The organism is Micromonospora sp. NPDC049900, from assembly GCF_044461025.1.
Lineage (GTDB): Bacteria > Actinomycetota > Actinomycetes > Mycobacteriales > Micromonosporaceae > Micromonospora.
Genome location: NZ_JBITKM010000001.1, coordinates 337,309 through 357,680, shown reverse-complemented (window position 1 = coordinate 357,680; position 20,372 = coordinate 337,309). Strand labels below are relative to the sequence as shown.

At 72.8% G+C, this 20,372-nt stretch carries 23 protein-coding genes; 8 read left to right on the top strand and 15 right to left on the bottom strand.

Annotated elements, in window-relative coordinates:
• Window positions 1-14 precede the first annotated feature (14 nt).
• From ACIBMZ_RS01670 to ACIBMZ_RS01655, 4 genes are all read left to right on the top strand, one after another.
• Window positions 15-155, top strand: a complete 141-nt coding sequence (locus ACIBMZ_RS01670; protein WP_396690095.1) for a hypothetical protein — start codon at window positions 15-17, stop codon at window positions 153-155.
• Window positions 155-1,099, top strand: coding sequence for an ECF subfamily RNA polymerase sigma factor, BldN family (locus ACIBMZ_RS01665; RefSeq protein WP_396690093.1), 945 nt, complete (start codon window positions 155-157; stop codon window positions 1,097-1,099). The genes ACIBMZ_RS01670 and ACIBMZ_RS01665 overlap by 1 nt, the downstream gene beginning before the upstream one ends.
• A gap of 211 nt (window positions 1,100-1,310) precedes the next feature.
• Window positions 1,311-2,168 carry a DUF5667 domain-containing protein gene (locus ACIBMZ_RS01660; RefSeq protein WP_396690091.1) on the top strand — a complete coding sequence of 286 codons (858 nt, stop codon included), beginning with the start codon at window positions 1,311-1,313 and terminating at the stop codon, window positions 2,166-2,168.
• A gap of 104 nt (window positions 2,169-2,272) precedes the next feature.
• Window positions 2,273-3,181 carry an HAD family hydrolase gene (locus ACIBMZ_RS01655; RefSeq protein WP_396690090.1) on the top strand — a complete coding sequence of 303 codons (909 nt, stop codon included), beginning with the start codon at window positions 2,273-2,275 and terminating at the stop codon, window positions 3,179-3,181.
• A 28-nt stretch (window positions 3,182-3,209) separates the two neighbouring features.
• Here the strand turns inward: ACIBMZ_RS01655 and ACIBMZ_RS01650 are convergent, their stop codons facing one another.
• The 11 genes from ACIBMZ_RS01650 to ACIBMZ_RS01600 all read right to left on the bottom strand — a co-directional run bounded on the left by ACIBMZ_RS01650 (window position 3,210) and on the right by ACIBMZ_RS01600 (window position 13,348).
• Complete coding sequence (locus tag ACIBMZ_RS01650) at window positions 3,210-4,067, bottom strand: lysophospholipid acyltransferase family protein (protein WP_396690958.1); 858 nt, start codon at window positions 4,065-4,067, stop codon at window positions 3,210-3,212.
• A gap of 119 nt (window positions 4,068-4,186) precedes the next feature.
• Window positions 4,187-5,260, bottom strand: coding sequence for an NAD-dependent epimerase/dehydratase family protein (locus ACIBMZ_RS01645; protein WP_396690088.1), 1,074 nt, complete (start codon window positions 5,258-5,260; stop codon window positions 4,187-4,189).
• A gap of 118 nt (window positions 5,261-5,378) precedes the next feature.
• Window positions 5,379-5,480, bottom strand: a complete 102-nt coding sequence (locus ACIBMZ_RS01640; RefSeq protein ID WP_007465623.1) for a 30S ribosomal protein bS22 — start codon at window positions 5,478-5,480, stop codon at window positions 5,379-5,381.
• A 225-nt stretch (window positions 5,481-5,705) separates the two neighbouring features.
• Window positions 5,706-5,915: a helix-turn-helix domain-containing protein gene (locus ACIBMZ_RS01635; RefSeq protein WP_091079691.1), complete on the bottom strand. Its 210-nt coding sequence runs from the start codon at window positions 5,913-5,915 to the stop codon at window positions 5,706-5,708.
• 223 nt (window positions 5,916-6,138) lie between these two features.
• Window positions 6,139-7,323 (bottom strand): ABC transporter permease, encoded by a 1,185-nt coding sequence (locus ACIBMZ_RS01630; protein WP_396690086.1) that lies wholly within the window; start codon window positions 7,321-7,323, stop codon window positions 6,139-6,141.
• Complete coding sequence (locus tag ACIBMZ_RS01625) at window positions 7,320-8,084, bottom strand: ABC transporter ATP-binding protein (RefSeq protein WP_396690084.1); 765 nt, start codon at window positions 8,082-8,084, stop codon at window positions 7,320-7,322. The genes ACIBMZ_RS01630 and ACIBMZ_RS01625 overlap by 4 nt, the downstream gene beginning before the upstream one ends.
• Window positions 8,081-9,466 carry an efflux RND transporter periplasmic adaptor subunit gene (locus tag ACIBMZ_RS01620; RefSeq protein WP_396690082.1) on the bottom strand — a complete coding sequence of 462 codons (1,386 nt, stop codon included), beginning with the start codon at window positions 9,464-9,466 and terminating at the stop codon, window positions 8,081-8,083. The genes ACIBMZ_RS01625 and ACIBMZ_RS01620 overlap by 4 nt, the downstream gene beginning before the upstream one ends.
• Window positions 9,467-9,515: 49 nt before the next feature.
• The gene (locus tag ACIBMZ_RS01615) at window positions 9,516-10,895 is read right to left on the bottom strand and encodes a hypothetical protein (RefSeq protein WP_396690080.1); all 1,380 of its coding nucleotides are present in this window, start codon (window positions 10,893-10,895) and stop codon (window positions 9,516-9,518) included.
• A gap of 65 nt (window positions 10,896-10,960) precedes the next feature.
• Window positions 10,961-11,536, bottom strand: coding sequence for a TetR/AcrR family transcriptional regulator (locus tag ACIBMZ_RS01610; protein ID WP_396690078.1), 576 nt, complete (start codon window positions 11,534-11,536; stop codon window positions 10,961-10,963).
• Window positions 11,529-12,329, bottom strand: coding sequence for an alpha/beta fold hydrolase (locus ACIBMZ_RS01605; protein WP_396690076.1), 801 nt, complete (start codon window positions 12,327-12,329; stop codon window positions 11,529-11,531). The genes ACIBMZ_RS01610 and ACIBMZ_RS01605 overlap by 8 nt, the downstream gene beginning before the upstream one ends.
• A 98-nt stretch (window positions 12,330-12,427) precedes the next feature.
• Entirely contained in the window at window positions 12,428-13,348 is a 921-nt protein-coding gene (locus ACIBMZ_RS01600) for a proline dehydrogenase family protein (protein WP_396690075.1), read from the bottom strand.
• A 101-nt stretch (window positions 13,349-13,449) separates the two neighbouring features.
• On the opposite strand from ACIBMZ_RS01600, the gene ACIBMZ_RS01595 reads away from it, so the two are divergent.
• Genes ACIBMZ_RS01595 through ACIBMZ_RS01585 form a run of 3 tightly spaced genes read left to right on the top strand, consistent with a single transcriptional unit; the run spans window position 13,450 to window position 15,476 of the window.
• The gene (locus ACIBMZ_RS01595) at window positions 13,450-13,731 is read left to right on the top strand and encodes a hypothetical protein (protein WP_396690073.1); all 282 of its coding nucleotides are present in this window, start codon (window positions 13,450-13,452) and stop codon (window positions 13,729-13,731) included.
• A gap of 2 nt (window positions 13,732-13,733) precedes the next feature.
• Complete coding sequence (locus ACIBMZ_RS01590) at window positions 13,734-14,900, top strand: glutathionylspermidine synthase family protein (protein WP_396690072.1); 1,167 nt, start codon at window positions 13,734-13,736, stop codon at window positions 14,898-14,900.
• Window positions 14,901-14,918: 18 nt separating this feature from the next.
• Window positions 14,919-15,476 carry a CGNR zinc finger domain-containing protein gene (locus tag ACIBMZ_RS01585; RefSeq protein WP_396690070.1) on the top strand — a complete coding sequence of 186 codons (558 nt, stop codon included), beginning with the start codon at window positions 14,919-14,921 and terminating at the stop codon, window positions 15,474-15,476.
• 55 nt (window positions 15,477-15,531) lie between these two features.
• On the opposite strand, the gene ACIBMZ_RS01580 is transcribed toward ACIBMZ_RS01585, so the two are convergent.
• Window positions 15,532-16,341, bottom strand: a complete 810-nt coding sequence (locus ACIBMZ_RS01580; protein WP_396690068.1) for a sugar phosphate isomerase/epimerase family protein — start codon at window positions 16,339-16,341, stop codon at window positions 15,532-15,534.
• 98 nt (window positions 16,342-16,439) lie between these two features.
• Entirely contained in the window at window positions 16,440-17,384 is a 945-nt protein-coding gene (locus ACIBMZ_RS01575; RefSeq protein WP_396690066.1) for a Ppx/GppA phosphatase family protein, read from the bottom strand.
• 73 nt (window positions 17,385-17,457) lie between these two features.
• Here ACIBMZ_RS01575 and ACIBMZ_RS01570 point away from each other — a divergent pair, with 73 nt between their 5' ends.
• Window positions 17,458-18,267, top strand: coding sequence for a hypothetical protein (locus ACIBMZ_RS01570; protein ID WP_396690065.1), 810 nt, complete (start codon window positions 17,458-17,460; stop codon window positions 18,265-18,267).
• 22 nt (window positions 18,268-18,289) lie between these two features.
• Here ACIBMZ_RS01570 and ACIBMZ_RS01565 read toward each other — a convergent pair whose 3' ends face one another.
• Both ACIBMZ_RS01565 and ACIBMZ_RS01560 read right to left on the bottom strand, forming a co-directional pair.
• Window positions 18,290-18,973: a response regulator gene (locus ACIBMZ_RS01565; protein ID WP_396690063.1), complete on the bottom strand. Its 684-nt coding sequence runs from the start codon at window positions 18,971-18,973 to the stop codon at window positions 18,290-18,292.
• Window positions 18,974-19,030: 57 nt separating this feature from the next.
• Window positions 19,031-20,320 carry an ATP-binding protein gene (locus tag ACIBMZ_RS01560; RefSeq protein ID WP_396690061.1) on the bottom strand — a complete coding sequence of 430 codons (1,290 nt, stop codon included), beginning with the start codon at window positions 20,318-20,320 and terminating at the stop codon, window positions 19,031-19,033.
• Window positions 20,321-20,372 lie beyond the last annotated feature (52 nt).

Below are 20,372 nucleotides of genomic sequence, written 5' to 3'. Positions count from 1 at the left end.
CCGAGGAGGCCCCCGTGCCCGTGAGCGCATTGGACCAGCACCTCAAGGGGAACTGCCGCCCGTCGGCACACCCCGGAGTCGCCCTGCCCGCCGGAGGCCCGATCGATCGACCGGGCACCGTCGGCACGGCGACCGGTGCGACGGAGGTGGCCTGATGACCGCCTTCGGCTTCGTATCCCGCCCGGTCGGCCTGCCCGGCCCGCAGGCACGTACACCGGTCAACGAGCGCGGCAACGCGCACGGCCAGCAGGACAACACGGGCAACGTGCCCGCACGCGGCGAGGGCGCCGCCAACCGGGTGGGCAGCAGACCACATCAGAACGATCCGCCGCACCGACCATCGACGCCCGGCGCAAACGCGAAACCCTCCGGTGGCCGGGTCGCCTCGCCGAGCCGACCGACCATGCCGGCCCAGGCCCGCCGCAGTGGGGACACCCCGGTCACCGAGGTGTCCACCTCGGAGACGGCGGTGTTGCCCGCGGTCTCCTCGGCCGGTACCTCCACCGGGTTCCCGAGCCGACCCGACCCCTCCGACCCGGCCACCGAGGTCTGGGGCCTGGTCGAACGCGCCCAGGCCGGTGAGTCCGAGGCGTTCGGACTGATCTACGACCGCTACGTGGACACCGTCTTCCGCTTCGTCTACTTCCGGGTCGGCAACCGGCAACTCGCCGAGGACCTCACCTCGGACACCTTCCTGCGGGCCCTCAAACGGATCGGCAGCTTCACCTGGCAGGGCCGCGACCTCGGTGCCTGGCTGGTGACGATCGCCCGCAACCTGGTCGCCGACCACTTCAAGTCCGGTCGGTACCGGCTGGAGGTCACCACCGGCGACGTCCTCGACGCCGACCGCGAGGACCGCGGCCCCGAGGGCAGCCCGGAGGCGGCGGTGGTGGAGCACATCACGAACGTCGCCTTGTTGACAGCCGTCAAGCGGCTCAACCCGGAGCAGCAGGAGTGCATCGTGCTGCGGTTCCTCCAGGGCTTCTCGGTTGCCGAGACCGCCCGCGCGATGGGCAAGAACGAGGGTGCGATCAAGGCGTTGCAGTACCGCGCGGTGCGGGCGCTGGCTCGCCTCCTCCCGGACGGCTTCCAGCCGTAGCCGATCACTTTGCGTGATTTCGCCGCCGGTCGGCCCGTAACCCGGCCCCGGCACGGCGCGTTTCTCCGGGTGCGACCGATGACCGGCCGGAAACCTCCGAGGTGGACCGGCGGCGGTGCCGACGAGGGCTTCCGTCCCGGTGTCATGCGGTGGTCGGTCGCTGGTGGTGAACGCGGCCGACCGGCCGCGACCAGCGAGAGGAGGTGCCGCGGTGGACAACGCCCTCTTCTCCCGTCGGCGCACCGAGCGCTTCGCGCAGCTTCTCGACGAAGCCAACGGTGGCCTACGTCATCACGTCCGGTCCAGCGCCGACGACCGGCTCGCACCGCTCGTCGCGCTCGGCCGACAACTCGGCGTCAATCCGCCGAGTCCCGAGGTCGACCCGGAGTTCCGGACCGGCCTGCGGGCGATGCTGCTGGCCACCGCCGACCGGGAGGGCATCGGGTCCACCGTCGCCGCCCCGGCCGAGAAGGCCACCACCGGTCGCGGATCGCTGCTACCGGCCGTCACCGCCCGCCGGGCCCGCGCCCGGGGCGCGATCCTGGTCGGCATCGCGGCCGGCGCCATCGCCGTCTCCGGCATCTCCGCCGCGAGCGAGAACGCGGTGCCCGGTGACGCGCTGTACGGCATGAAGCGCAGCACCGAGCGGGCCCAGTTGGCGCTCGCCAGCTCCGAGATCAGCCGTGGCCAGCTCTTCCTCGACTTCGCCCGGACCCGGCTGGCCGAGGCGTCCTCGCTCAGCGGCAACCGGGCCGGTTACCGCGCCGTGCTCGACGACATGGACGCGGACATCCGTCAGGGCGTACGCCAGCTCAACGGTGCCGCCGTGCGGCGTGCGGACCCGGCGGCACTGAACACGGTCGACGCCTTCGTCACCGGGCAGCGCCGCACGCTCGACGCGCTGGCCGACCGGGGCTCCCGCGCCGACCAGGAGCGGACCGCCAGGTCGCTGAAGCTGCTGGACCTGGTCACCGAACGCACCGAGGCCCTGCGCACCGCCATCGCCTGCGGCCAGTCGGCCGGCACCGTCAGCGACGACCTCGGCCCCACCCCCGGCGTCTGCTCCTGACCCGACCGGCGTCCGTCGTTCCCGCGTCCGGCAGCGGTTTCCGCTGCTCCGGATACCCTCGCTGAGGGCAGCGGGGCAGGGCGAGCGACAGTGAGGGGGCGCAGGTGGCGCGCAGCCGCAAGGTGACCGTCAGCACCGACGTGCACGGGCACACCGCCGGTTGGGCGCAGACCGAGCCCGCTCCCCCGGCCACGCCCGACCCCCGCGCCGCCGCCTTCTTCGACGTGGACAACACGATGATGCAGGGTGCCTCGATCTACTGGTTCGCCCGTGGGCTCGCCGCCCGCAACTACTTCACCACCGGGGACCTGGCCCGGTTCGCCTGGCAGCAGTTGCGGTTCCGGCTGCTCGCCCGCGAGCACGCCGGGGACATGTCCCAGGCCAAGGAGGCCGCGCTCGCCTTCGTCGAGGGTTGGCGGGTCCAGGACGTCGAGCTGCTGGCCGAGGAGATCTTCGACGAGTTGATGGCCCCGAGGATCTGGGCCGGGACCCGGCGGCTGGCGCAGGGGCACCTGGACGCCGGTGAGCGGGTGTGGCTGGTCAGCGCCGCCCCGGTGGAGATCGGCCGGGTGATCGCCACCCGGCTCGGGTTGACCGGCGCGATCGGTACGGTCGCCGAGATCGTGGACGGGGCGTACACCGGTCGGCTGGTCGGGGACCTGATGCACGGCCCGCTCAAGGCGGAGGCGGTCACCCAACTCGCCACAGTGGAGGGTCTCGACCTGAGCCGGTGCGCCGCCTACAGCGACTCCGCCAACGACCTGCCGATGCTGTCGCTGGTGGGACGCGCGGTGGCGGTCAACCCGGACGGCACACTGCTGCGTCAGGCCCGGCAGCGCGGCTGGGAGGTACGCGACTTCCGCACCGGACGACGGGCGGTCAAGATCGCTCTCCCGTCCACCGCCGCGGCGGGACTGGTGGCCGGAGCGGTCACCGCCGGAGTCGCCTTGCAGCGCCGCCGCCGCGCGGCCGACGCCGCCTCCGGACGCACCCGACGCAACGCCGGACCGTAGGACCCGCCCCCGTCCACACCGGAGACGACTACGGGCCGAACGGGTCCGGGCGGCGTTCGAGAAGCTGGTGCACGGTCTGCTGGATGGTCTCCCGGACCTGGTCGGCGAGGTTGAACACGACCAGCGGATCGTCCGCCGAGTCGACCAGATGCGCCGTCGGGATCGGCGGGCAGAACTCGATCAGCCACTTGCTCGGCAGCGGCACCATGCCCAGCGGCCCGAGCCAGGGGAAGGTCGGCGTCACCGGGAAATACGGAAGCTTGAGCAGTCGGGCGAGGGGCTTGAGGTCGGCGAGCATCGGATAGATCTCCTCGCCACCGACGATGGCGACCGGGATGATCGGGGTGCCGGTGCGCAGTGCCGCCGACACGAAGCCACCCCGCCCGAAGCGTTGCAGCTTGTAGCGGTCCGCGTACAGCTTGCCGATGCCCTTGAAGCCCTCCGGGAAGACACCGACCAGTTCGCCGCCGCGCAGCAGCCGTTCGGCGTCCGGGTTGCAGGCCACCGTGCCACCGGTCTTGCGGGCGATCTCGGAGACCACCGGCATCCGGAAGACCAGGTCGGCGCCGAGCAGGCGAAGATACCGGTTGGCCGGGTGCTCGTGGTGCAGCGCCGTGGAGAGGATCAGCGCGTCCAGCGCCACGGTGCCGGAGTGGTTGCCCACCACCAGCCCCGCCCCGTCGGCGGGTACGTTCGCCAACCCGGTGACCTCGGTCCGGAACCAGTCGCGGTAGAGGCGGCGCAGCAGCGGGTGGAAGACCGCCTCGGTCAGCTCCGGATCGAAGCCGAACTCGTCCACCTCGTAGTCGCCGGACAGCCGCCGACGCAGGAACGCGAGCCCACCGGCGACCCGCCGGTCCCAGACGTCACCGGTCCGGTCCGGCACCGCCGCCTCGGCGGGACGGTGTCCGTTGCGCCGGACGGGGTCGAGGTCCTCCGACACCGGAGGCGGTACGGCGTACCGGTCGTCCAGGTACGCCTCGTCGCGCTGTTCCTCCGGCCCGGTCACGAGCGCTCCCGTACGGCGGCCCGGGCCTGGCGGATGCTGTCGAGCACCATCTGCTCGGCGGCGGCCAACTGCTCCCGGGTCACCACGGCCCGGCCGTGGTGGGCGTTGATGAAGTCGTCGAAGGCGGCGGCGGTCGAGCGGGGGGTGAACCCGTACTCGCGCTCCAGGCGGGAGGTGTCCACCACCCGGCCGTGCACGAAGAGGTCGACCTGGTCGAGCCCGTACCGCCCGAAGCCCATCGTCCGGGCCAGCGCGATGGCACCGGCGACACCGGGCTCCAGCACCGGCACCGAGATCCGACCGGCCCGCCGGATCGCCTGCGACAGCGACAGCACACCGCGGCCGGCGACGTTGTAGGTGCCCGGATGGTCCTCGACGACCGACCGGTGCACCACCTCAAGGGCGTCGTCGAAGTGCAGGAACTGCAACCGGGCGTCGCGGCCGAAGATGGTCGGCACCACCGGCTGGGAGAAGTACCTGGTCAGCGTGGTGTCGGCCGTCGAGCCGATGAACGGGGCGAAGCGCAGCACCGTGGCGGTGACGTCGGAGCGTCGGCGACGGAAACCACGGACGTACCCCTCGATGTCGAGGATGTCGCGGCCGAAACCGCCGCGCGGCACCTCACGGGGTTCGGTCTCCTCGGTGAAGACGGCCGGGTCCCGGAACGAGGCGCCGTACGCCGCGGTGGAGGACCGGACCACGATCTTGCGCAACTGCGGCGCCCGCTGACAGGCGGCGAGGAGTTGCATGGTGCCGATGACGTTCTGTTCCTTCATCGCCGCACGGCCGCCGTGCTGCGAATCCGGGGCGCTGACCAGGGCCAGGTGCACCACGGTGTCGACGTCGAGGTCGGCGAGCAGGCCACCGATCGACCCGGCGTCCACCCGGACCCGTTCCACCTGCGCCAACAGCTCGGCCACCTCGGGGCCGGGCTCGGGCAGGTCGACGCCGATGACGCGGGCGATCCGGGGATCGGCGGCAAGGCGGGCGGCGACGTGTGCGCCGAGGTAACGGCTGACCCCGGTCACGACGACAACCCCCGGAAGGCTCGATGAGCCACCGGGGGTCATGTCTCGCACCTACCCCGGCCGGAGGGACCGAGCCGGGACAGCCACGGCCTGATCACCTGAGCCTCCGAGGGTCGACAGTTGGCAAGCGACGAATGCCGGGCCACGGCCCGGCACACGGTCACTTGCCGAGACGGCGACGCTGGACGCGGGTCTTGCGCAGCAGCTTGCGGTGCTTCTTCTTAGCCATGCGCTTGCGGCGCTTCTTGACCACCGAGCCCATAAAAAAGCCTTTCGATGCAACGTGCGGCGCGACCGGTAAGACACCACGGATCCGTGGCGTCGGCGACCGCTTGCGGACAACGGACCGGACCGGCGGAGTGGGCGGCAGAGCGCACCAGCGGTCACGATCGCCAGTCCAGCGTAGCGGGGATGCGTCAGCAGGACCAACGCGCCCCCGGTCGATGCCCGTTCACCGGGCCCGCCGCGACCGGGTCAGGCTCGCGGGTCAGGCGGTCTCCTGGAAGGCGCCACGGAGATATTCGTGCACCGCGTGCTCGGGCACCCGGAACGACCTGCCCACCCGTACCGCGGTCAGCTCACCGCTGTGCACGAGACGGTAGACCGTCATCTTGGAGACCCGCATGACCGTTGCCACCTCGGCGACGGTCAGGAACTTGACATCCGACAGTCGACCGTCGGATTGCGACCCGGCCATGGCTCACCGACCCATCCCATGCCCGGCGCGGCCGCCACACGGGTCCTCCCGCGCGGCCGGCGACGCGCGTGTTATCAGTACGGTAGCGGGACGGCTGTGACCGGCGCGATCCCTTCCTGCAACTGATCATGATTCGACCGGCACACCGGGGCGAAAAACCCCTGGTCGGGTGGATGCTGGCGGATTCGGCAACCGATCATCCTCGGCCACCTGGCGGAAACCGTCACTCGGCGCGCAGCGCCACCACCGGGTCGAGTCGACCGGCCCGCTGCGCGGGCAGCACCCCGAAGACGATCCCGACCGCCGCCGAGACGCCGAAGGCCAGCGCCAGCGACCACCAGGTCACCGCCGCCGGGATCGGCGACAGGGCGGCCACCAGCAACGCGCCGCCCACCCCGAGGGCCATCCCGGTGACCCCGCCGACCGAGGTCAGCAGCACCGCCTCCAGCAGGAACTGCACGCCGATGTCGCGCGGACGCGCCCCCACCGCCTTGCGCAACCCGATCTCCCGGGTGCGCTCGCGCACCGAGACGAGCATGATGTTGGAGACGCCGACGCCGCCGACCAGCAGCGAGATCCCGGCGATGGCGGCGAGTACGCCGGTCAGGATGCCGAGGATGTCGCCCAGTACGCCGAGGATCTGCTCCTGGGTGACCGCGCTGAACTCGGTGCCCGGATGCCGGCCGTTCAACTCGGCCACGATCCGCGCGCCCAGTTCGTCGATGCGCTCCCGGTCCGGTGCCTTGACCGCGATGGCGTCGACCCGCTGGGTGCCGTACAACCGTTGGGCCGCAGTCACCGGGATGTGCACCTCGTCGTCCCGGTCCACGCCGAGGCTCTGCCCCAGCGGCGTGAAGACCCCGATCACCCGGAACCGGACGCCGGCCACGTTGACCTGCTGACCGACCGCCTCCCGGTCGGGGAACAGCGCCCGGGCGACCGAGTCGCCGAGCACCGCGACCCGGCGGCCGGTGTCCACGTCGGAACGGGTCAGATAGCGGCCCCGGCCCAGATCCCGGGCGAAGACCTCCGGGGTGGTCTCCAACACCCCCTGCACGGTGGTGAAGTCCTGCCGGGTGCCGGCGCGGACGGTGGCGCCGGAGGCGACCGTCACGGCCACCCGGCTGGGGTCCCCGACCACCCGACCGACCGCGTCCACGTCCTTGAGGGTCAGCGGGGAGACCGCCGGGGCGGACCCGACGTCGAGCCGCCCCGGCACGACCAGCAGCAGGTTGGAGCCGAGCCCCTCGACCTGCTGTTCCACCGTCTGTTTGGTGCCGGTGCCGATGGCCACCAGCAGCACCACAGAGGCGACTCCGATGATCACCCCGAGCATGGTCAGCGCGCTGCGCATCCGGTTCGCGCGCAGCGCGTCCCAGGCCACCCGCCACGCCTCCGCGAGCCTCACGCCTGTCCCCCGTCGCCGCCCCGGTCGGCCGGGCCACCGGATGGGCCACCGCCGACCTGGTCCGGCGTACCGGCCGCACTGTCCGCGACCATCACCCCGTCGCGCATGGTGATCCGACGGCGGGCCCGGGCCGCGACCTCCGCGTCGTGGGTGACCATCACCAGCGCCACGCCGGACTCCGCGTTGAGCTGTTCCAGCAGCTCCAGGACGGCCGCTCCGGTGCTGCTGTCCAGGTTTCCGGTCGGCTCGTCGGCGAGCAGCACCGTCGGATCGGTGACCAGCGCCCGGGCGATCGCCACCCGCTGCTGTTCACCCCCGGAGAGCTGGTTGGGCCGGTGGTCCAGGCGGTGCCCGAGACCGACCCGGCCGAGCATCGCGGCGGCCCGGGTCCGGCGTTCGCGCGCGCCCACCCCGCGATAGACCAGGGGCAACGCCACGTTGTCCACTGCCGAGGTACGCGCCAGCAGGTGGAACGCCTGGAAGACGAAACCGATGGTCTCGTTGCGCAGCCGGGCCAACTCGGGTGCGGAGAGCGTGCCGACCTGCCGTCCGCCGATCGCCAGCCGACCGCCGGTCGGCCGGTCCAGGCCGCCGAGCAGGTGCATCAGCGTGGACTTGCCCGAGCCGGACGGCCCGATCAGCGCCACGTAGTCACCGGCCGCCACGGTCAGCGTGACCCCGCGCAGGGCGGGTACCGAGATCCCGTCGAGCTGGTACGTCCGGGAGACGTCGACCGCCTCGATCGCCGGAGCCCGGCTCACCCGACCTCCTGGCCGTTGCGGACCTGGTCGGTGCCGCGCACCACGATCCGGTCCCCGGCCTGCACCCCGTCGACGATCTGCACCAGGTCCTGGCCCTGCACGCCGACGGTGACCGCCGCCTGCCCGGCCCGACCGTCGCGGATCAGCCAGACCGTGTCCCGACCGTCGACCGAGAAGACCGCCGAGGCGGGTACGGTCACCGCGTCGGCCGCCTCCCGGACCCGCAGCCGCAGCACCGCGTTCATGCCGGGGCGGGGCGCCGGTGCCGGTTCCGCCTCACCGAACCGGCCCGGCCCGAGCGCGAGCCGGACGCGGTAGCTGACCCCGCCCCGGGCCGAGGTGCTGGGCAGCACGTCGATCGACTTCACGGTGGCCTCGTACACCGCGCCGGTCACCGCGTCCAGTTCCACCGTGCCGGTGAGCCCGGTCCGGACCAGCAGCACGTCGGTCTCGTCGACCTCGGCCAGCAGGCCCAGCTCGCCGGTGTCGACCACGGTCAGCACCGGAGTGCCGGCGGTGACCCGGCCGCCCTCCGGAACGGCGGAGTCCACGCCGGGCGGCGGTCCCGCCGGGGCGGCACCGAGTGCGGCCGGGTCCAGCCCGGGCGGCAGCCCGCCCGATCCGAGCAGACCGGCCAGCGCACCCGACGGGTCGGCACCGGCACCGACGCCGCCCGGCTGCACGACCCCGGCGATCGGCGCGCGCAAGGTCAACGCGTCGACGGTCGCCTTGGCCAGGTCGTACGCCTGCTGGGCCTGGAGGCGCTGGGCGGTGGCGAGCGCGCCGACGGCGGAGTTCAGGTTGCGGACGCCGCGCTGCACCTCGCGTACCGCCGCCTCGGCAGTGCGGGCGGCGGCGTCGTAGCGCTTCTGTGCGGCCTTGACCTGGGCCAACAGGGCCTTGCGCAGCTCCGGGTCACTGATCTTGCGGGCGGCGGTGCGGGCCGCCTCGTGTGCCTCGTCGGCCGCGCGGTCGGTGCCGCGCAGGCTGCCGGCGAGGTCGCCGCCGCCACCACCGGCACCGGCCCGCTTGGCGGCGTTGAGCGCGGTACGCGCCTGCCGGAGCCGCTCCCGGGCCGTCGGCGACTCGACCACGGCGAGCACCTGGCCACGCCGGACGCGTTCGCCCGGCTCCACGCGGAGGCTGGCGAGGGTGCCGTCGGCGGGGGCGGTGAGGGTGGCCGCCGCCCGGGCGGTGACGGTCGCCGGGGCGTCGATCTCCTCGGCCACCGGGGCGAGCGTGGCGGCGGCGAGCGAGATCGACGGCGGGTCGCCGCCGCAGGAGGCGGCACCGGTGAGGGTCAGGACGACGACGGCGGTCAGGGCGGTGAGCAGGCGGGGCCGCGTGACTGCGGGCAGCCGCGGCGAGTCGGTGCGGCGCACCCGCCCATGCTACGAGCCGCCCCCGACGCTGCTGCGGAACGCCGCCTGGTCAGCGCACCGTGGCGCGGATGTACGCGACGCACTCCTTGTGCAGGGTGCTCCACTCCTCCTCGAAGATCTCCTCGCTCACCTGCGCCGGCACGCGCAGGTCGTGCAGCACGGCCTTGACGAAGGCGCGCACCCGCTCCTCGCCGAACCGGTCGACGAAGTAGCGGACCGCCAGGAAGGCGGCACCGTAGCTGCCGTTCACCTGTTCCTGCGGGGTGTCGGCGTCGGGGATCAGGCTCTCCAGCTTCCCGTCCCAGTCGCCCTCGACCAGCCGACGGACCGAGTCCAGCCCCTCGTACCGGCCGACCGGCTGACCGTCGACGCCCGCCTGCTCGGCCAACCCCTCGCTCAGCCACCACGTCGACTCGTCCGCGTAGTCCTTCTCCGGCAGCGAGGCGGCGTGGGCCAGCTCGTGCCGTAGCAGTTCGTCCAGGTAGGGGCCGTACTCGAAGCTCTCCGGGCCGAGCACGATCTCGTAGTGGCCACCGCCGACGTTGATCGCGTACCCGGCGCCCCACTCCGGCTGCTCGCCGCCGTACCAGCGTTTCCACTCCTTCGGCCCGGCGTAGAAGATCCGGTACCGGTCGGGCGGGCCGCCCGTCACCACGTACGCGTCGGCCACCGTCGCCGCCGCCTCGGCCCGGCGCAGCAGACCCGGCAGCCGCTTGCGGTACGCCGGTGTGGTGGCCACGACCGTCCGCTCGCCCACCGCCACGACCAGCTCGCTGACCTCCCAGGGCAGGCTGCCGGGCTGCCCGTTGGACCGGCCGCTGACGTGGTGCGAGGGCCTCGACCGGGAGACCGCGAGCAGGCGGGGCTCCGCGCCGTCGCGCCACCGGGTCTCCATCACCACCGGGCTGGGTGTGCAGTCCGGCAGCACGAAGCAGTACCGGAACTCGACCGGCAACCGCCATTCGCCCGCCCGCCCGGCCGAGGTGGGCAGTCCGCTCGGACGCGCCTCCCAGCGGGTGACCCGCAGCGCGGTGAGTGCGCCGTACCGGCGGCGCAGGTCCTTCTGCGCGGCGGGTGCGGCAACCGACAGGAAGGCGGCCCGGTCGCGGCCGAGCAGCGCGGCCGACTGCCGGTCCAACTGCACGCTGATCCGCTCGGCCACCTGCCGGGCGGCGATCGTGGTGGGGTTCTCGGTCGGCGAGGCGGCGGTGGCGGGCTGGGCGAGGTCGGTGTCCGGCAGCCCGCCGGCCAGCAGCACCACCGGCACCCCACAGGCCAGCACCAGCACGACCGCGACCAGCGCCGTCCACAGTCGCCACCGCCGACGCGGCGTCGCGTCAGCCGGTTTCGGGTCGGCCGGCGCCGTTCCAGCCCGCGTCGTGTCGGCCGGCGTCGGATGGTCGCCGGCCGTGGATCCCCCGTCGGTCACCGGCGCAGAGTACGGGTCCGTCTGCGCGCGCGGAAGTGCCGCGTCGCGCCGGGTGTGCGGGGCGGTCAGCCCTCAGACCCGGGCCAGCTCCGGTAGGCGACACCGAGGGCGGTCACCATCTGGTCGAACGAGCGGTCGACCTCGCGCGGCAGGCCGAAGTCACCGCCCGCCTCCAGCGACACGAAGCCGTGCACGGCGGCGCGGAACATCCGGACCCCGTCCACCGCCGCGTCGCCCTCGATCCCGTACCCGCGCAGGATGGCGTAGACCACCTCGACCGCGCGCCGACCCGCCACCACGTGTGCGGGGTCGTCCGGGTCGGGCACCCGTTGCGTCGCCGGGTAGCGGCCGGGGTGGCGGCGGGCGTACGACCGGTAGGCGGCGGCGACGGCACGCAACGCGTCCTCGCCACTGCGACCGGCGGCAGCCGTGGTCATCTCGTCGGCGATCTCGGCGGTGGCCAGCGCGGAGAGCTGTTGCGCGAGTGCCTCGGCGCCCCTGACGTGCTTGTAGAGGCTGGGCAGGGCGACGCCGAGCCGAGCGGCGAGCGCGGCGAGGGTGAGCTTGTGGTGGCCGACCTCGTCGGCCAGTCGGGCCGCCTCGCGGACCACCACCTGGGAGTTGAGCCCGGCCCTAGGCACGGTCGATCACCGCGAGGAACTCGGTCAGCTCACCGGCCATCGCCTCGGGCCGGTCGGCGTGCGGGTAGTGTCCGGCCTCGCTGATCATGCGCGCCTCGGCGACCGGGAAGAGTCGTCGGGCGGCACGCGCCTCGGCGGCCGGGTCGGCGAAGTCCGGGTCCTTCGTGCCCATCAGCACGAGCACCGGCTGCCGCACCCGGGGCGCGACGGCGGTCCAGTACGGCTCGACCGGGACGATCAGGCCGCGGACCGCCGCCATCCGACCGGGTCGGCGTAGCGCGGCCACCATCGCCCTGCGGTACGCCGCGTCGTCGGCGGGCCGGTGGACCGGGAAGAGGGTGCGGTGGAACAGCCCGAACAGGCGGGCGCTACGCAGCACCGCACCGATGCCCAGCCGCATGAACGGGTTGAGCCTGCGCTGCGCGACGAAAGCGCCGACCAGCACGATGCCCTCGACCAGCTCCGGCGCCTCGGTGGCGGCGAAGACGACCGCCGCGCCACTGGATGAGTTGCCGACCAGGGTCGCCGGGCCAGCGCCGAGGTCCCGGACCACGGCCAGCAGGTCGGCGCCGACCTCGGCCGGAGCGTACGACGACCAGCCGACGCTGGAGTCACCGTGTCCCCGGACGTCGACCGACGCCACCCGGTAGCCCGCCGACACCAGCAGCGGGACCAGGTGGCGGTAGGAGTGGCGGTTCTCCCCCATGCCGTGCGACAGGACGACGAGCGGCCCCTGCCCGTGCACCTCGTAGGCGACGCGTCCGCCGTCGCGCTCGACAAAGCTAACAGTCATAGCCAGAAGGCTAATGACATTAGCTTCAATCGTCAAGACAACGGCCCCGGACCCGTCGGGTCGACGGTTCCGGGGCCGGTGGACGACGGCTGGCCGGGCTACTTCCGGGAGGCCACGGCGCGGGCGAAGAAGGCCAGGTTGGCAGGGCGCTCGGCGAGCCGGCGCATCAGGTAGCCGTACCAGTCGTCGCCGTAGGGGACGTAGGTGCGGACCGTGTAGCCCTCGCCGACCAGGCGGGCCTGCTCCTCCGGCCGGATGCCGTAGAGCATCTGGAACTCGAAGCCGTCCGCCCCCCGGTCGAACCAGCGCGCCCGGTCCTCGCCGATGGCGATCAGGCGCGGGTCGTGGGTGGCCAGCATCGGATAGCCCTCGCCGGACATCAGGATGTTCATGCAGCGGATGTACGACTTGTCCACCTCGCGGGGTGACTGGTACGCCACCGACTCCGGCTCCTTGTAGGCGCCCTTGCACAGCCGGACCCGCGATCCGGCCGAGGCCAGCTCACGGCAGTCCGACTCGGTCCGCCGCAGGTACGCCTGGAGCACCGCCCCGGTCGACGGGAAGTCCTTGCGCAGGTCGGTCAGGACGTCCAGCGTCGAGTCGGTGGTGGTGTGGTCCTCCATGTCCAGCGTGACCGTGGTGCCGGCCTCGGCGGCGGCGGCGCAGATCGCGCGGGCGTTGTCGGACGCGAGGTGCTCGTCGAAGGCCTGGCCGAGCGCGGAGAGCTTGACGCTCACCTCGGCGGCCGGCGTCAGGCCCGCCGCGGCGAGACTCCGCAGCAGGGTGAGGTACTCGTCCCGGGTGGCGTTGGCCTGCTCGGGGGTGACGGTGTCCTCACCGAGGTGGTCGAGGGTGACCGCGAGACCGTCGCCGACGAGTGCGCGGGTCACGCGCAACGCGTCGTCGGTCCCGGCGCCGGCGACGAACCGGCGCACGACGTCCCGGGAGAACGGGGCCGTCGCGACGAGCCGCTCGACCCGGGTTGACCGGGAGGCGGCGAGGATGACGGAACGGAGCATGAGCCGAGCGTAACGCCCGAGCCCCCGGCCAGCGCGCCCCGCCCGAGGTGTGCCCGGACCCCGGGCGACACGCCTGGCGTGCATCGGTTACAACGATGAACGTGGAAAACCGCCCCCGTCGCCGACTCCGGTCGGCCTCCGTGCAGCTCGGCGCGCTCACCGCCCTCGCGCTCGCCCTCTCCGGCTGCAACATGTCCTCCGACGACGACGATGACGACTGCGCCATGGGCCCGGCCGGGGGCGGTGAGACAGTCGCCCTGGCGATGCGGATCCCGACACCGTCGGTCGACACCGCCGCCACCCGAGGCGCCCCGGAGCCGGTCGGCGCGTCCGTGCCCGACCGGGGTGGCTTCGGCACCCATCTCGCCTCCTGCGGCGGCTGACGGTGCGTCGGGAGCAGGTCACGCCGCGACCCGACTGGGACGCGACCATCCGCGCGCAGGGGCTGGTGTACGTCGACACCGAGCTGCCCGACGGCGGGGTGATGTCGTACTGGGACGAGACCGCCGCGTACGCCTTCGAGCTGGACGAGGTGCTGCGGCTGGAGGAGGCCACCGAGGAGCTGCACCGGATGTCGGTCGCCGCCGCCGAGCACGTGGTCGCCCGCAACCGGTACGCCGAGTTCGGCATCCCGCAGTGGGCGACCGAGGCGGTGGCCCGGTCGCTGCGCGAGACGCCGCCGACCCTCTACGGCCGGTTCGACCTCTGGTACGACGGCAGTTGGCCGCCGAAGCTGCTGGAGTACAACGCGGACACCCCGACCGCGCTGGTCGAGGCGAGCATCATCCAGTGGTACTGGCTGGAGCACACCCGCCCGGAGCTGGATCAGTGGAACAGCCTGCACGAGCGGCTGGTGGGCGCCTGGGCGAAGATCGGCGCGGGTCTGCACGAGCGCCGGGTGCACGTGGTCTGGTCGAACGAGGAGGAGAGCGGCGAGGACCACATGACCGCCGGCTACCTGGCCGAGACCGCCCGTCAGGCCGGGCTGGAGGTGGAGCTGCTGCCGATCCAGGAGATCGGCTGGGACGGGCACCGCTTCGTCGACGCCGCCGACCGGCCGGTCACCACCTGCTTCAAGCTCTACCCGTGGGAGTGGATGCTGGCCGAGCCGTACGGGCCGCTGGCGCTGGACCCGGGTACGCCGACCACCTGGATCGAACCGGCCTGGAAGCTGCTGCTGTCCAACAAGGCGCTGCTGGCCGTGCTCTGGGAGCTGTACCCGGGGCACGAACTGCTGCTGCCGGCATATCTGGACTCGCCGCGCGGGATGACCGAGTACGTCGCCAAGCCGCTGCTCGGCCGGGAGGGCGCCGCCGTACGGATCGTCACGGAAAGTGAGGAGATCACGAATCCGGGTGACTACGGCAGCGAGGGGTTCTGCTATCAGGAGTTCCGCGCGCTGCCCGAATTCAACGGGAGTCACCTGGTCCTGGGCGCGTGGGTGGTGGACGGCGAATCGGCCGGGGCGGGGTTGCGGGAGAGCGCCAGCCTGATCACTGATGGTTACGCCAGATTCCTTCCGCACTACATCGACGCGCCACGTCCGGGATGAGTCGTCTACCGTTGGAGTGTGAACTTCGACGCGTACGCCCGGACCGGAGTTGACCTCGTCAACGCCCGCCTGGACGACCTCGACGACCTGCGGGCCCTCTTCTGCGACGACCACGAGTGGATGCGCGACGAGGTCGCGGAGCGGGATCTGGCCACCTTCCGGCGCGCACAGAAGCGGCTCCGGGACGTCTTCGAGTACGGCACCACCGGGCGGGACGGCGAGGCGGTCGCCGAGCTGAACTCGCTGCTGGAGGTCCACCCGGTGCAGCCGCGCATCTCGGGGCACGACTCCAGCGACTGGCACATGCACGCGACCGGCCGGGGCGCCTCGGTCAGCTCGGAGTACCTGGCCGGCGCGGTCTGGGGCCTGTCGGTCTGGCTGTGCGAGTACGGCAGCGCCCGGTTCGGGGTCTGCGCCGACGACCGCTGCGGCAACGTCTACCTGGACACCTCGTCGAACTGCTGCCGCCGGTTCTGCTCGGAACGCTGCGCCACCCGCTCGCACGTGGCCGCCCACCGCGCCCGCAAGCGGGCCGCCGTGCCGGCCCAGAGCGACCCGTTGACCTCGGTCTCCTGACCGACCCGGCGGCGAAGCGGCCGAGGTCGGGTCGCCGCGTCGGACTCGGCCGGGGTCAGGCCGCCTCGACCGGGGACGGCGTGTTCAGGTGCTGGCGGGCGAAGGCCAACGCCTCCCGCAGGTCCGCCTCGCGCACCTGACGACTCTTCGCGCCCCGGGTGGTGACCTCGACCGCCACCGAGCCGGTGAAGCCGCGCCCGGCCAGCGAGCGCAGCAGGTCGGCGCAGGGCTGTGTGCCGCGCCCGGGCACCAGGTGCTCGTCGCGCCCCTCGCCGGTGCCGTCACCGAGGTGCACGTGCGCCAGCCCGGACCCCATCCGGTCGGCCATCTCCAGCGCGTCGACGTGCGAGGCGGCGCAGTGCGACAGGTCGAGCGTGTACGAGCGGTAGCCCGTCTCGGTCGGGTCCCAGCCCGGCGCGTACGGCACGAACTGCCGACCGGCCATCCGCACCGGGTACATGTTCTCCACCGCGAAACGCAGCCCGCCGAACTCGTCGGCCACCGTGTCCAGCCCCTCGCCGAAGGTGCGGGCGTAGTCCCGCTGCCAGGTGAACGGCGGGTGCACCACCACGGTCGGCGCCTGGAGCGTCTCGGCCAGCACGGCCGCCCGCCGCAGCCGTTCCCACGGGTCGGTGCTCCACACCCGCTGGGTCACCAGCAGGCAGGGGGCGTGCACGCTGAGCACCGGCACGCCGTAGTGGTCGGCCAGCCCGCGCAGCGCGCCGGCGTCCTGGCTGACGGCGTCGGTCCAGACCATCACCTCGATCCCGTCGTAGCCGAGCTCCGCGGCGAGCTGGAACGCCGCCGCGGTCCGCTCAGGGAAGACCGAGGAACTGGAGAGGAGCACCGGGACGCGGGAAGTCACACCACCGAGGGTAGCCGCCGGCCATTGCACCAATCCGATGATAATCCGCGAATCGGATTCTACGGACACCCGGTCTCACACCGGGTCACCCACCGGCCTCACACCGGTGCGATCCGATCCAGCCGGTCCAGGATCACACCCTCCCGCAGCGCCCACGGGCAGACGTCCACCGAGTCGACGCCGAGCCGACGCATGACCGCCTCGGCCACCACGGCACCGGCCAGGAGCTGGTGCGACCGGCCGGCGCTCACCCCCTCCAGCTCGACGAGCTGGGCCGGTGGGATGTGCCGGATGAAGCCGAGCACCTGCCGCAGCCCGGACCGGGTCAACCGGCGCTTGGCCCAGAGCCCGGCACCGCTGGGCGCGGCACCGGCGAGCCGGGCCAGGGTGCGGAACGTCTTGGAGGTGGCCACCGAACGGTCCCAACCCACCTCGGTCATCCGCTCGACCACCGGCTCCAGCAGGCCGTCGACGTACTCGCGCAGCTCGTCCACGGTTTCCGGCGCGGGCGGGCGGTCACTGCACGGATCCACGCCCAGCCGGTCCCGGGTCAGCCGACCCGCACCCAGCGGCAGCGAGACCGCCAGGTCGGGGTCCTCGTCGATGCCGGCCGCGATCTCCAGGGAGCCACCGCCGATGTCCAGCACCAGCAGCCGCCCCGCGGACCAGCCGAACCACCGCCGCACCGCGAGGAACGTCATCCGCGCCTCGTCCGCGCCGGGCAGGACCTCCAGGCGTACGCCGGTGGCGTCCCGGACCCGGGCCAACACCTCGGCGGCGTTGGTGGCCTCGCGTACCGCCGAGGTGGCGAAGGCGAGCAGCTCGTCCACGCCCAGGGCCTCGGCCGAGACACGCGCCGCGCCGACCGCCTCCACCAGGGCGTCCGCGCCGGTGTCTCGCAGCGCGCCGTCCGGGCCGATCTGCTCGGCGAGCCGCAGCACCACCTTCTCCGAGTGCGCCGGCCACGGGTGCGCCCCACGATGGGCGTCCACCACCAGCAGATGCACCGTGTTCGAACCGACATCGAGGACACCCAGTCGCATGGGGAAACACTAGGGGAGATCGGATCGCGTCACTCACCGGCCATCCCCGTACACCACGCGTACGCTGGGCCGAGTGACAGGGCAGATCGAACTCCGCGTGCTGGTGGACGACCCGGCGGACCCGCGCAGCCGTGAGGTGCCGCTGGACTTCCCTCGGGAGTGGATCGAGTTCACCGACCCGGCCGACGAGCGGCACCTGATCCGGGCCGACCTCACCTGGCTGCTGTCCCGGTGGACCTGCGTCTTCGGGCAGGGCTGTCACGGCATCATCGCCGGCCGCTCCGCCGACGGCTGCTGCTCGCACGGCGCGTTCTTCACCGACTCCGACGACGAGAAGCGGGTACGCGGCGCGGTGAAGCGACTCACCCCGCAGACCTGGCAGCACTACCGGCGCGGCACCAAGAACTGGACCGAGAACGACACCGTGGACGGCAAGAACCCGGCGCGGCGTACCGCCACCCAGGGGCCGGACGCGCCGTGCGTCTTCCTCAACGACGCCGACTTCCCCGGCGGGGGCGGGTGCGCACTGCACGCCCAGGCGCTGCGCGACGGGGTGCACCCACTGGAGTACAAGCCGGACGTCTGCTGGCAGTTGCCGGTCCGCCGGGACCAGGAGTGGGTGAAGCGGCCGGACAACACCAAGGTGCTGGTCTCCACGCTGGCCGAGTTCGACCGGCGGGGCTGGGGCGCGGGCGGACACGACCTCGACTGGTGGTGCACGTCCTCCACCGACGCTCACGTCGGCACCGAGCCGATGTACCTCTCCTACGGCCCGGAGTTGACCGCCCTGGTCGGCGCCGCCGCGTACGCCCGGCTGGCCGAGCTGTGCGCGGCGCGGATCCGGCAGGGCCTGGTCGCACCGCACCCGGCCGACCCGGCCTGACAGCCGGTCGCCGGGCGGCGGATCACGGCTCGAACTTGTAGCCCAGGCCGCGCACCGTGACGATGTGGCGCGGGGTGGACGGCTCCGGCTCGATCTTGGAACGCAGGCGCTTGACGTGTACGTCCAGCGTCTTGGTGTCGCCCACGTAGTCGGCGCCCCAGACGCGGTCGATCAACTGTCCCCGGGTGAGCACCCGGCCGGCGTTGCGCAGCAGCAGTTCGAGCAGCTCGAACTCCTTGAGCGGCAACTGCACCGCACCGCCGTCGACGGTGACCACGTGCCGTTCGATGTCCATCCGGACCGGGCCGGCGGCCAGCGTCGGCAGGCCCGACTCGGTCGTCTCGGGGGTCTGCCGGCGCAGCACCGCCCGGATCCGGGCGACCAGTTCCCGGGGCGAGTACGGCTTGGTGACGTAGTCGTCGGCGCCGATCTCCAGGCCGACCACCTTGTCGATCTCGCTGTCCCGCGCGGTGACCATGATGATCGGCACGTGCGACCGCTGCCGGAGCTGCCGGCAGACCTCGGTCCCGGACATCTCCGGCAGCATCAGGTCGAGCAGGACGATGTCGGCCCCGGCCCGGTCGAACTCGGTCAGCGCCGACGTGCCCGTGGCGGCCACGGAGACCTCGAACCCCTCCTTGCGGAGCATGTACGACAGGGCGTCGGAGAAGGACTCCTCGTCCTCGACCACCAGTACGCGGCTCAACGGTGTTTCCTTCCTTCCGGGTCGGACCGGGCGACGCCCGGCCTGATCCATGTGCGGTCAGACCTGCCGGAGGTCGGCCGAACCGGCCTCGATCCCAGCAGCCGGCAGTGTCGCCAGCAGGTCGTCCGGTGGTCGGGCCGGCAGCCGGAGGGTGAACGTCGACCCACCACCAAGAGTGCTCGTCACGTCCACCCGGCCGCCATGGTTGCTCGCGATGTGTTTGACGATGGCCAGCCCCAGGCCGGTGCCGCCGGTGGAGCGGGACCGCGCCTGGTCGGCCCGGTAGAACCGCTCGAAGATCCGGTCCACGTCGGTGGGCGCGATCCCGATGCCCTGGTCGGTCACGGCGATCTCCACGTGGTCGTCGGTGGCCCGCGTGGTGATCCGTACCGTGGTGTCCTCGCCCGAGTAGTTCACGGCGTTCTCCACCAGGTTCGCCACCGCCGTGGCCAGTTGGCTGTCGCTGCCGTACACGGTCAGCCCCCGGCCGGAGTCGGCCGTCACCTGGATCCGGCGGGCGGCGGCCGTGGTCCGGGTCCGGTCCACCACCTCGGAGATGACCCAGTCGAGCGCGACCGGCTCCGGCGCGGGCTGCGGCTCGGCGCCCTGGAGCCGGGTCAGCTCCAGCAACTCCTGCACCAGCCGCCCCAACCGGGTCGACTCGTGCTGGATCCGCTCGGCGAACCGCCGGGCCGCCACCATGTCCTCGGAGAGGTCCGGCCGGTCCCCGTCGGGTGGTTCGGTGGCGTCCAGCAGCGCCTCGGCGAGCAGTTGCAGCGCGCCGATCGGGGTCTTCAGCTCGTGGCTGACGTTGGCCACGAAGTCGCGCCGCACCCGGGCCAGCCGGTGCGACTCGGTCACGTCGGCCGCCTCCACGGCGATGTAGCCGCCGCCCAGGCCCATCGCGCGCAGGTGCACGCCGAGCGGGTTGTCCCCGACGTTGTCGCGGCCCCGGGGCAGGTCCAGCTCGATCTCGCGGCGCACGCCGGTGCGGCGTACCTGCCCGGCCAGCGTACGGACCAGCGGATGGGCGATGATCGAACCCGGTCGCCCGCCGGTACGCAGCAGGCCCAGCGCACGGGCCGCCGGGTTGACGAGTACGGGTACGTCCTCGGGGTCGAGCACCACCACTCCGGCACGCAGCGAGTCGATCGCGCGGCGGCCGAGCCCGACCTGCACCTCGTCGGCGATCGTGTGCCTCCCCCTACCGAGCCGGAGACCGGCCCACCCACGTCCGGCGGAGCCCGCCGACCGGCGCGCCGCCGGGACGAACCGGGACAGCGACAGTCCGGCGACCACGCCCACCACCAGGGCCGAGGCCGCTCCCACCGTCACCGCCCACGTCACCCGGCGATCGTAGGGTCATTGTTAACCCGGCTACCGTACGGAACGGGACGAA

Excerpts from the sequence above, each read along its gene's own strand:
- ACIBMZ_RS01665 (WP_396690093.1), top strand. The coding sequence starts at position 155 with ATGACCGCCTTCGGCTTCGTATCCCGCCCGGTCGGCCTGCCCGGCCCG.
- ACIBMZ_RS01645 (WP_396690088.1), bottom strand. The coding sequence starts at position 5,260 with ATGACCCCCGGTGGCTCATCGAGCCTTCCGGGGGTTGTCGTCGTGACC.
- ACIBMZ_RS01640 (WP_007465623.1), bottom strand. The coding sequence starts at position 5,480 with ATGGGCTCGGTGGTCAAGAAGCGCCGCAAGCGCATGGCTAAGAAGAAG.
- ACIBMZ_RS01635 (WP_091079691.1), bottom strand. The coding sequence starts at position 5,915 with ATGGCCGGGTCGCAATCCGACGGTCGACTGTCGGATGTCAAGTTCCTG.
- ACIBMZ_RS01605 (WP_396690076.1), bottom strand. The coding sequence starts at position 12,329 with ATGACTGTTAGCTTTGTCGAGCGCGACGGCGGACGCGTCGCCTACGAG.
- ACIBMZ_RS01600 (WP_396690075.1), bottom strand. The coding sequence starts at position 13,348 with ATGCTCCGTTCCGTCATCCTCGCCGCCTCCCGGTCAACCCGGGTCGAG.
- ACIBMZ_RS01575 (WP_396690066.1), bottom strand. The coding sequence starts at position 17,384 with ATGCGACTGGGTGTCCTCGATGTCGGTTCGAACACGGTGCATCTGCTG.